Source organism: Neoroseomonas rubea (genome assembly GCF_016106015.1).
In the GTDB taxonomy this organism is placed as follows: domain Bacteria; phylum Pseudomonadota; class Alphaproteobacteria; order Acetobacterales; family Acetobacteraceae; genus Neoroseomonas; species Neoroseomonas rubea.
The window spans coordinates 1-9,603 of record NZ_JACADQ010000146.1 but is presented as its reverse complement, the minus strand read 5'-3'; the positions used below and the strand labels follow the sequence as shown (position 1 = coordinate 9,603).

General features: G+C 71.6%; 10 protein-coding genes. 5 read left to right on the top strand and 5 right to left on the bottom strand.

The window, feature by feature from the left end; all coding sequences use genetic code 11:
• The 4 genes from HW577_RS14410 to HW577_RS14395 all read right to left on the bottom strand — a co-directional run.
• The coding region (locus HW577_RS14410; protein ID WP_198376834.1) for an MFS transporter at window positions 1-759 on the bottom strand (759 nt) is incomplete at its 3' end.
• Window positions 760-807: 48 nt separating this feature from the next.
• Window positions 808-1,875 (bottom strand): NAD(P)-dependent oxidoreductase, encoded by a 1,068-nt coding sequence (locus HW577_RS14405; RefSeq protein WP_198376833.1) that lies wholly within the window; start codon window positions 1,873-1,875, stop codon window positions 808-810.
• A gap of 67 nt (window positions 1,876-1,942) precedes the next feature.
• On the bottom strand, window positions 1,943-2,260 hold the full coding sequence (locus tag HW577_RS14400; RefSeq protein WP_198376832.1) for a c-type cytochrome: 318 nt from the start codon (window positions 2,258-2,260) through the stop codon (window positions 1,943-1,945).
• A 91-nt stretch (window positions 2,261-2,351) separates the two neighbouring features.
• A complete protein-coding gene (locus HW577_RS14395; protein ID WP_198376831.1) occupies window positions 2,352-3,101 on the bottom strand; it encodes an SDR family NAD(P)-dependent oxidoreductase in 750 nt (249 codons plus the stop codon).
• 89 nt (window positions 3,102-3,190) lie between these two features.
• Here HW577_RS14395 and HW577_RS14390 point away from each other — a divergent pair, with 89 nt between their 5' ends.
• From HW577_RS14390 to HW577_RS14370, 5 genes are read left to right on the top strand one after another with little or no spacing between them, the layout of a single operon-like run.
• Window positions 3,191-3,958 (top strand): SDR family NAD(P)-dependent oxidoreductase, encoded by a 768-nt coding sequence (locus tag HW577_RS14390; RefSeq protein ID WP_198376830.1) that lies wholly within the window; start codon window positions 3,191-3,193, stop codon window positions 3,956-3,958.
• 13 nt (window positions 3,959-3,971) lie between these two features.
• Window positions 3,972-5,183 carry an acyl-CoA dehydrogenase family protein gene (locus HW577_RS14385; RefSeq protein WP_198376829.1) on the top strand — a complete coding sequence of 404 codons (1,212 nt, stop codon included), beginning with the start codon at window positions 3,972-3,974 and terminating at the stop codon, window positions 5,181-5,183.
• Entirely contained in the window at window positions 5,176-6,162 is a 987-nt protein-coding gene (locus tag HW577_RS14380) for a phosphotransferase family protein (protein WP_198376828.1), read from the top strand. Before HW577_RS14385 ends, HW577_RS14380 begins: the two co-directional genes overlap by 8 nt.
• Window positions 6,152-6,499 (top strand): DUF6285 domain-containing protein, encoded by a 348-nt coding sequence (locus HW577_RS14375; protein WP_198376827.1) that lies wholly within the window; start codon window positions 6,152-6,154, stop codon window positions 6,497-6,499. Before HW577_RS14380 ends, HW577_RS14375 begins: the two co-directional genes overlap by 11 nt.
• Before the next feature lie 5 nt (window positions 6,500-6,504).
• Window positions 6,505-8,115, top strand: a complete 1,611-nt coding sequence (locus tag HW577_RS14370; protein WP_198376826.1) for an AMP-binding protein — start codon at window positions 6,505-6,507, stop codon at window positions 8,113-8,115.
• 340 nt (window positions 8,116-8,455) lie between these two features.
• Here HW577_RS14370 and HW577_RS14365 read toward each other — a convergent pair.
• A partial coding sequence (locus tag HW577_RS14365) for a methyl-accepting chemotaxis protein (RefSeq protein WP_198376825.1) occupies window positions 8,456-9,603 on the bottom strand: 1,148 nt, incomplete at its 5' end.

The following is a 9,603-nucleotide window of genomic DNA, read 5'->3' as shown; positions in this document are numbered from 1 at the left end:
CAGCGCGCCCGCCGCCACCGCCGCCGCCGCCGTCGCGCCCGCGGCCTGCAGCACGCCCGGCAGATGCGCGCCGAGCGCCGCCGCGGAAAACCCCGCCGTCGCCAGCACGAAGGCGAGCAGCGCCATGTCGACCATGCGCGGCGGCTGGTCTTCGGAACCCGCGGTCCCCGAACCCGCCTTGGCGGGCGGCGGGGCGCGCGGGATCAGCAGGCGGTTCAGCGGCAGGCCGAGCACGACATGCAGCGCCGCCCAGCCGAGGCAGGCGCCGCGCCAGCCCCACTCCGCCTCCATCAGCGCCGAGGCTGGCCAGCCCACCGTGCTGGCGAAGCCCGCGATCAGCGTGATGCCGGTGATGCTGTTGCGCGCTTCCTTGCCGTAGAGCCCGGCGAGCGTGGCGAAGGCGGCGTCGTAGAGGCCCATCGCCATCGCGACCCCCATGATCGCCCACGCCAGGCAGAAGACCGGCAGGCCTGGCGAGAACGCCATCAGCGCCAGCCCCGCCGCGAAGACGAGGTTCGAGACCGCCAGCACGTCCCGCCCGCCGCGCTGGTCGATCGCGCGCCCCGCCGCGGGGCCGAGGAAGGCCGTCAGCAGCAGCGCGGCCGAGAAGACGCCGAAGATGGTGGCGCGGGAGACACCGAATTCCGCCGCGATCGGCGCGGCGAGAATGGCCGGGATGTAGTAGGAGGAAGCCCAGGAGAGGGTCTGCGTCGTGCCGAGGACGGCAACCGTCAGGGCGCGGCTGGGGGCGGCGGTCATCGGGCCCATCCTCCGCCCGCTGCCCGCCGCCGCCAAGGGTGGATCAGGTCAGGCGTGATCCGTGAGGTCGCGGCCGAGCGCGGCGCGATAGCGATCCGCCACGCGGGCCTTGACCTCCGGGTTGATGATGCGCGGCGGAAAGCGGCCGGCGGCGAAGGCGGAGAAGGCCTCGGCCGCGATGCGCGTGATCATCGCGCGGCTTTCATGCGTCACGCCCGCCGTGTGTTGCGTGCAGATGACAGCCGGGTGCGACAGCAGCGGGTGGTCCTTCGGCGGCGGCTCCTGTTCCCACACATCGAGCCCGGCGGCGGCGATGTGGCCCTTCTGCAAGGCGGCGAGCAACGCGCCCTCGTCATGGATCGACCCGCGGGCGGTCGTGACCAGCACCGATCCCGGCTTCATGGCGGCGAAGGAATCGGCCGCCATCATCGCCCGGCTTTCCGGCGTCAGCGGGCAATGCAGCGAGATGATGTCGCATTCCGCCAGCATGGCGCGCAGGTCGTCCATCTTCTCCGCCCCGCGATCGGCGACGGTCGCGGCGTCGACGTAGGGATCATAGGCCAGCACGCGGCAATGGAAGGCGGCGTTGAGGATGGCCGCGGTGCGCGTGCCGACATTGCCAATGCCGACGAGGCCGACCGTCTTGCCGTAGAGGTTGCGGCCCATGAATTCCTCGCGCCGCTGCGCCCGGCCCTCGCGCATCGCGGCGTGGCATTCGGGGAAGCGCTTCAGCAGCGCGAGCATCATGCCGACCGCGTGTTCCGCCACCGCTTCCGCATTGCCGCCGGCCTGGTTGACCAGCAGCACCCCGGCGCGCGTGCAGGCGCCGGGCTCGATCGTGTCGTAGCCGGCGCCCTGGGAGGCCGCCATCAGCAGGTTTGGCAGCCGCGCGAGCAGCGTGTCGTTCACATGGAAGGGCTTCGGCAACTCGTCGCGGGAGGCGCGGACATAGTAGCCCTGGCAGGTCGCAAGCACCTTGAGCGCCGCTTCCTCCCCCTCATCCAGCGTCAGGCGCACCACCTCGAGCGCCGGGTCCTTGGCCGCGGTGTCGAGGAAGGACTGGTGCGGCACCTTCACCAGGTAGCCGATGCGGAAGCGGGCGGGCGATGCGGACACTCTGGCGTTTCCCCTGCGATCTTTCGACCTGGGTAGCGCGGGACGCGCAAGGGCGCCAGACGGGGGCTCAGCGCCGCAGAGTCATCATATAGGCGACGAGGTCATCCATCTGTTCGCGGGACAGGCGGTAGTCCGGCATGTTCGCATGCGGCGATTGCAGGAAGACCCGCAGCGACATGGAGGTGGTGGAGGGCATGCGCATGATGGCCTGGAATTGCGGCGCCGTGTCGCTGACCGGGCCGGGGCCGCCGGGCGCGACCTGGTGGCAATTGGCGCACCAGGTGACGGCCAGGCGCTGGCCGGCGCGCGCATCGCCGGGTTCGGGCTGGGCGAAGGCCGGCGCCGCCGCGCCGAGGAGAAGCATCAGGGCCGCCGCGCCACGCATCCGTCTCTCCATCGCTTGTCGTCATGCTTCTGCCGGTACGACGCCATCGCCGCCATGACGTGGCGCAAGATTCCGTCGCGCCGCCGGCGGATCAGGCCAGATAGACCCCGCCATTGATGTGGTAGACTTGTCCTGTGATCCATTCCGCCCCGGGCGAGGCGAGGTAGACCATCAGCCCCGCGATCTCCTCCGGCCGTCCCATCCGGCCGAGCGGCAGGGCCTTCGCCATCTCCGCCAGTTCGGCATCGCTATTGCCGTAGCGCGGCTGCGCCGTGTCGGTCAGTCCGGGCGCGATCGCGTTCACCCGGATGCCGTGCGGCGCGAGCGCCAGCGCCATGGAGCGCGTGATGCCGATGACGCCCGTCTTGGTCGCCGAATAATGCACGCCGAGCACGGCGCCGCGGACGGAGGAGGAGGAGAGGTTCAGGATCACCCCCTTCGTGCCTGCCGCGACCATGTGCCGAGCGGCCGCCTGGGCGCAGAAGGCGCTGCCCTTGAGGTTGACGTCCAGGACGCGGTCCCACTGGGCTTCCGTCATCTCGAGGAAAGGCACGCGCGGGAAGATCCCGGCATTGTTCACCAGCACGTCGATGCGCCCGAGACCGGCGAACGCCTCATCGACAAGCGCGGCGCAGGATGCGGCGGTGCCGACATCGCCGCGCACCAGCACGGCGCGGCGGCCGGCGGCGCGGATGTCGGCGGCCACCGCCTCGGCCGCGGCTTCATCGTCCAGCCAGTTCACCGCCACGTCGCAACCCGCCGCGGCGAAGGCGCGCGCCGCGGCGGCGCCGATCCCCTGCTGCGCGCCCGTGACGAACACGGCCCTTGCGGTATCGGCCATCGCAACCCTCCTGCTTCGGGGCCATCCTCGCGGGGCTTGCCTGCCGGCGCAACGGGTGGCACGCACCGGGCCAGGGGAGAGAGAGACGCATGGACATCGCCGGGCTGTTCTCGCTGGAAGGCCGCCGCGCGCTGGTGACGGGTGCGTCGGGCGTGCTCGGCGCCCATTTCGCCCGCGTGCTGCACGGCGCGGGCGCGTCGGTCGCGCTGGCGGCGCGGCGGATGGAGGCGACGGCGGGGCTCGCGGCCGAACTCAGCCCGCGCGTGGTCGCCGTGCCGCTCGACGTGACGCAGCCCGAGACCATCGCCCCCTGCTTCGACGCGGCCGAAGCCGCACTGGGCGGACCCTGCGACATCCTGGTGAACAATGCCGGCATCGCGGTGACGAAACCTTTCCTCCAGCAGGGGATCGAGGATTGGGATTCGGTGCTGGACGTGAACCTGCGCGGCTGCTTCCTCGTCGGGCAGGAAGCGGCGCGGCGGCTGGCCGCGGCGAAGCAGCCGGGGGCGATCGTGAACATCGCCTCCGTGCTGGGGGAACGGATCATCCCGGGTGTGGCCGGCTACACCGCGGCAAAGGCCGCGCTGCTGCAGCTGACGCGGCAGATGGCGGTCGAGCTCGCGCGCTTCGGCATCCGCGTCAACGCGATCGCGCCCGGCTATGTCGCGACCGACATCAACCGCGAATTCTTCGCCTCCGAACCCGGCCAAGCCATGATCAAGCGCATCCCGCAGCGGCGCCTCGGCACGCCGGAGGAGCTGACGGGCCCGCTGCTGCTTCTCGCCTCCGCCGCCGGCGCGCACATGACGGGTGCGACGGTCACGGTCGATGGCGGGCATTCGATCAATCCGCTCTAGGGAACGCCACGCCATGGATTTCGTGCTGCCGCCGGAGATCGAGGAGTTTCGTCAGCGCATCCGCCGCTTCGTGGACGAACGGCTGATCCCGCTGGAAGCGGACCGCGCCAATTACGACGAGCATGAGAACATCGCGCCGAAGGTCCTGGCGGAGATGCGCGCGGCCGCAAAGGCGGAGGGGCTCTGGGCGTTGCAGATGCCGAAATCCGTCGGCGGGCAGGGCCTGCCGCGCATCGGCATGGCCGCCTGCTACGAGGAGATGAACCGCTCCATCTTCGGCCCCGTCGTGTTCAACAGCGCCGCGCCCGACGACGGCAACATGATGATCCTCGACCGCGTGCTGCCGGAGGCGATGAAGGCCGAATGGCTGATGCCGATCGTGCGCGGGGAGGTGCAGTCCGCCTTCGCCATGACCGAGCCCGATGGCTGCGGATCCGACCCCAACCTGACCTACACGCGGGCTGAGCGCGTCGGCAACGACCGCTGGCGCATCACGGGCCGCAAGTGGTTCATCACCGGCGCCGGCAACGCGAAGATCTTCATCATCATCGCCCGTACCTCGGACGATGAGCGCAAGGGCCTGTCCGCCTTCCTGTTCAAGTCCGACACGCCCGGCTGGCGCATCGTCCGCCGCATCCCGATCATGGGGCCGGAGGAACATGGCGGGCATTGCGAGCTGGAGTTCGACGGGCTGGAAGTGCCGGACAGCCAGCTGCTGATGAATGTCGGCGACGGGCTGAAGCTGACGCAGATGCGCCTGGGCGTCGCGCGGCTGACGCATTGCATGCGCTGGACGGGCCTCGCGCGCCGCTCGCTCGAGATCGCGATGGAGCGGATCAAGCAGCGCGATTCCTTCGGGCAGAAGCTGATCGACCGGGAAAGCGTGCAGGGCCTGGTCGGCCAGGCGGCGATGGAGATCGAGATCGGCCGTATGCTGACCATGCGCGCCGCCTGGGCGCTCGACCAGGGCTCCTTCGCCCGGAAGGAGGTCTCGATGGCCAAGATCGTGGTCGCCGACGCTCTGCAGAAATCCGTCGATACGGCGCTGCAGTTGCTCGGCGCGCGCGGCTATTCGAAGGACACGGTGATCGAATGGATCTACCGCTACGCCCGCCAGGCGCGGCTGGTGGACGGCGCGTCGGAGGTGCACCGCATGGTGCTCGCCAACCTGCTGCGCGCCGAGGGCGACGGCTTCTTCCGCTGGGGCCAGGCCGGGCATGGATGAGGCGCGGCGCGCCCGCCTGACCGACTGGCTGCGCGCCGCGACGGGCGACGCCACGCTCGCCATCGAGGGCATGGCGCTGCTTTCGGGTGGTGCGATCCAGCAGAACTGGGCGCTCGACGTCTCCGGCGGGCGCGCCTGGGTGCTGCGCACGGACAATGCGGCGACGCTCGCCGTCAGCCACGGCCGCGCCCAGGAATTTTCACTGTTACGCGCCGCGCACGAAGCCGGCGTGACGGTGCCGGAACCGCTGTTCCTGTGCGAGGACGCGACCGTCACCGGTGCGCCCTTCTTCGTCATGCGCCGCGTCGCGGGCACCGCCGCGGCGCATCGCGTGGTGCGCAGCGAGACGCTCGGCGGCGGGCGCGACGCTTGCGCGCGCGCGCTCGGGCGGGAACTCGCGCGCATCCACAGCATCCGTCCGCCGCGCGCGGACCTCGGCTTCCTCGGCGAGGCACCGTCCGACCCCTGCCGCGCCTTCGTTGCCGACCAGCGTGCCGCACTCGACCGCCAGCGCCATCCGCGCCCGGTTCTGGAATGGGGGCTGCGGCACCTCGAACGCACCGCGCCGCCGCCCATCGCCCCCGTCCTGGTCCACAACGACTTCCGCACCGGCAACATCATGCTGGACGAAGGTGGCGTGACCGCGGTGCTCGACTGGGAATTCTCCCTGTGGTCGGACCCGCATGCCGATCTCGGCTGGCTCTGCGCGAAATGCTGGCGCTTCGGCAACGACGCGCAGGAGGCCGGCGGCATCGGCCCGCGCGCGGCGCTGTATCAAGGCTACGGCCAGGTGGACGACGCCCGCGTGCGCTGGTGGGAACTCGCCGCGCATATCCGCTGGGCCTCGATCGCCGTCGACCAGGCGGAGCGTCACATCTCGGGCGTCGAGCGCAGCCTGGAACTCGCGCTGACCGGCCACATGGTCCCGGGCCTGGAATGGGAGATCCTGCGCATGGTGGAGGCCCGCGATGCTGCGTGAACCGCCCGAGGGCCCCGACCTGCTCGCCACGGCGCGCGAGGTGCTGCTGAATGACATCCTGCCCGCGGTGCCGCCGGAAAAGGCCTTCGCGGCACGCATGATCGCCAACGCCATGGCGATCGCCGGGCGCGAAGCCGCGCAGGACGGCGCCTGGCAGGAAGATGCCACCACGCGCATGGCCGCGCTGGCCAGCGACGCGCGCGCCTTCGCCGCCGCCATCCGCGCCGGCCGCTTCGACCCTGGCACGCCGGACCATGCGCAGGTCGCCGCGCTGCTGAACGACATGACGCGCGCGCGCTGCGCCGTCTCCGCGCCCCGCGCGCTCGGCAAGGGATGAGGGCGATGGACGACGACCTGCCGAAATCGGCCGCGAACCACGTCCCGCTCTCGCCCGTCTCCTTCCTCGCGCGCGCCGCGCGCATCTGGCCGGGGCGCACCGCCATCATCCATGGCGCGCGGCGCATGACCTACGCGCAGTACCTCGATCGCAGCCGGCGGCTCGCCTCCGCGCTGCGCGGCGCGGGCGTCGCGCCGGGGGACGTGGTGGCGGCGCTGCTGCCCAACGTCCCGGAGATGCTGGAAGCGCATATGGGCGTGCCCATGGCCCATGCCGTGCTGTGTCCGATCAACGCGCGGCTCGACGCGCCGACGGTGCGCTTCATCCTCGGCCATGCGGGGGCGAAGGTGCTGCTGCTAGACCGGGAATTCTCCGCACTCGCCGCCGCCGCGCTGGACGGCGTCGCCGTCCCGCCACGCATCGTCATCGTGGACGACCCGGAAGGCCCGGGCGGCGCCGAGATCGACGCGACGGCCTATGAGGACTTCATCGCCACCGGCGACCCGATGTTTCCCGTGGAACCGCCGGGCGACGAATGGGCGGCGATCTCGCTTTCCTACACCTCCGGCACCACGGGCGATCCGAAGGGCGTCGTGGTGCATCACCGCGGCGCCTACCTCAACGCCTGCGGAAATGCGCTCGCCTTCGCGCTCTCCCCGCGCAGCGTCTATCTCTGGACGCTGCCCATGTTTCACTGCAACGGCTGGACCTACACCTGGGCCGTCACCTTGCAGGGCGGGACGCATGTCTGCCTGCGCCGCGTCGACCCAGCGCGCATCTTCGCGCTGATCGCCGACCACGGCGTGACCCATCTGTGCGCCGCGCCGGTCGTGCTGACCATGCTGATCCACGCGCCGGCGGACCAGCGCCGCGCCTTCGCGCAGCGCGTCGGCATCGCGACCGGCGGCGCCGCGCCGCCATCCCCCGTGATCGCGGCGATGGAAGGCCTCGGTTTCGACGTGACGCATCTCTATGGCCTGACGGAGTGCTACGGGCCGTCGCTGCTCTGCGCCTGGCAGCCTGAGCTCGCCAACCTCGCCTTGCCGGACAAGGCCGCCTTCATGGCCCGCCAGGGCGTGCCGCTGCCCACGCTCGAAGACGCGGCGGTGCTGGACCAGGAAACCGGCGCGCGCGTGCCCGCCGACGGCGCGACGCTCGGAGAGATCGCGCTGCGCGGCAACACGGTGATGAAGGGCTACCTGCGCAACCCGCGTGCGAACGCGGCCGCCTTCGTCGATGGCTGGTTCCGGACCGGCGACCTCGGCGTGCTGCACCCGGACGGCTACATCGAGGTGAAGGACCGCGCCAAGGACATCGTCATCTCGGGCGGCGAGAACATCAGCAGCCTCGAGGTCGAGGAAGCGCTCTACCGCCACCCGGAGGTGATGGAAGCCGCCGTCGTCGCCCACCCCGACCCGAAATGGGGCGAGGTGCCGCACGCCTTCGTCACGCTCAAGCCTGGCGCGGCGACGAGCGCGGCCGACATCGTCGCGCATTGCCGCGCGCATCTCGCGCATTTCAAGGCGCCGCGGCACGTGACCTTCGGCCCGCTGCCGAAGACGGCGACGGGCAAGATCCAGAAGTTCGAGCTGCGGCGCGCGCTGCGGGAAGACTGACGCGCTACTTCCCCTGCGGCTGCGGCGCCGGCTGGGGTTTCGGCGCCGGCGGTCGCGGCGGCGTGGACGGGCCGGAGATCACGTCGAAATCGTATTCGGTGCGCTTCATGGCAGGCCTCTGTCTGGTCCTGCCGCCTCACCCTGTCGGTCCTGTCGGAAGCGGGGTGTCCCCCCGAAACGCGAAAGCCGCCAGGGCTTGGCGGCTTTCGGGGAGAATGGTCGCGAGACGTCCCTCAGGCCGCTGGTGGATACCAGCGGTACCAAAATCGAACGGTCGGGATGCGCAGCGCGTCCATGCGCGAACACTAGCGCCCGCGGCGCGCGGGACGCAAGCGCGCGATCAGTCCGCGCGATAGGCGAGCCGCAGCCCGCCCCAATGGCGTCCGCGCACGAGGATCGGCGCCGAGCAATCCTTCATCACGGCGACCTGCCCGCCGCCCATGTCGCGGCGATAGGCCTGCAGCAGGAAGGGCTTGCGGTTGCGCGCGGCGGCAAGCCCCGTGCGGTCGTCGAAGATGCGCCGGCTGCGGGCGTTGGCGGCGTTCCAGACCGGGTCGCCCGGGCGCTGGGGCTGGCCGAACTTCCGGTTGTGCGTCGGCAGGAAGCCGTTGCGGTCCACCGCCGCGCAGAACACGACGCGCGGATCGATGGCGAGCATCGGCTCCTGGATCGCGGGCAGCAGCCGGTCGGTCAGCGCAGTGAACCCGGTCTCCATCTGCCGCGGATCAGTGCCCGGGATGGGGCGATAGGCCTCGTCGAACAGCGCCGCCTCGGTGATCTCGCCAGCGGCGAGCGCAGCCTCGAACCCCGCGGCGATGCGCCGCGCGGCCTTCTGCGCGGCCTCGATGAAGGGCGTGTCCGGCGTGGCGACGCCGGTCGCGGCCAGGTCGTCCATCAGCGTCTCGGATAGGTTGCGCAGGCCCTCTGCACGCTCGGCCGCGGCATCCACCTCCCTGGACAGGTCGCGCAGGCGCCCGCCCTGCTCGGACAGCGCGACGCGCATGGTCTCGGCCTGCCGGCCGCATTCGCCGGCGGCCGCCGCGATCGGGTCCATCTCGGCGGTGATGCGCCCCACAGCGCCCGCCACGGCACCGAGGCTCTCGAGCGTCGCGGCCGCCGTCGTCGCGGCCTCCTCGGCCGCCTTCGCATTGCCTTCTGCGGCGCTGCGCAACTCCAGCGCGGTGTCGCGCAGGCCGCGCACGGCGCCATCGATCCGCCCGGTCGCATCGCGCGTCTGCGCGGCGAGGGCCTTCACCTCATTGGCGACGACGGCGAAGCCGCGCCCGGCATCCCCGGCCCGCGCCGCCTCGATCGTCGCATTGAGCGCGAGCAGGTTGGTCTGCCGCGCGATCGCCTCGATGGCGGTGGCGATGGCGCTGACCTCCGACAGGGCCGCATCGAGGTCGCGCAGGCGCCGCGCCGCGTCCCAGACGTCCTCCGCGACGCGCCGCGCGCGGTCCCCGGCCTGCGCGGCCGTCGCCCGCGCGC

What these genes read in the sequence shown, in the direction of transcription:
- HW577_RS14390 (WP_198376830.1), top strand. Translation starts at nt 3,191, where the DNA reads ATGGACATCGCCGGGCTGTTCTCGCTGGAAGGCCGCCGCGCGCTGGTG.
- HW577_RS14395 (WP_198376831.1), bottom strand. Translation starts at nt 3,101, where the DNA reads ATGGCCGATACCGCAAGGGCCGTGTTCGTCACGGGCGCGCAGCAGGGG.
- HW577_RS14385 (WP_198376829.1), top strand. Translation starts at nt 3,972, where the DNA reads ATGGATTTCGTGCTGCCGCCGGAGATCGAGGAGTTTCGTCAGCGCATC.
- HW577_RS14370 (WP_198376826.1), top strand. Translation starts at nt 6,505, where the DNA reads ATGGACGACGACCTGCCGAAATCGGCCGCGAACCACGTCCCGCTCTCG.
- HW577_RS14380 (WP_198376828.1), top strand. Translation starts at nt 5,176, where the DNA reads ATGGATGAGGCGCGGCGCGCCCGCCTGACCGACTGGCTGCGCGCCGCG.
- HW577_RS14400 (WP_198376832.1), bottom strand. Translation starts at nt 2,260, where the DNA reads ATGCGTGGCGCGGCGGCCCTGATGCTTCTCCTCGGCGCGGCGGCGCCG.
- HW577_RS14375 (WP_198376827.1), top strand. Translation starts at nt 6,152, where the DNA reads ATGCTGCGTGAACCGCCCGAGGGCCCCGACCTGCTCGCCACGGCGCGC.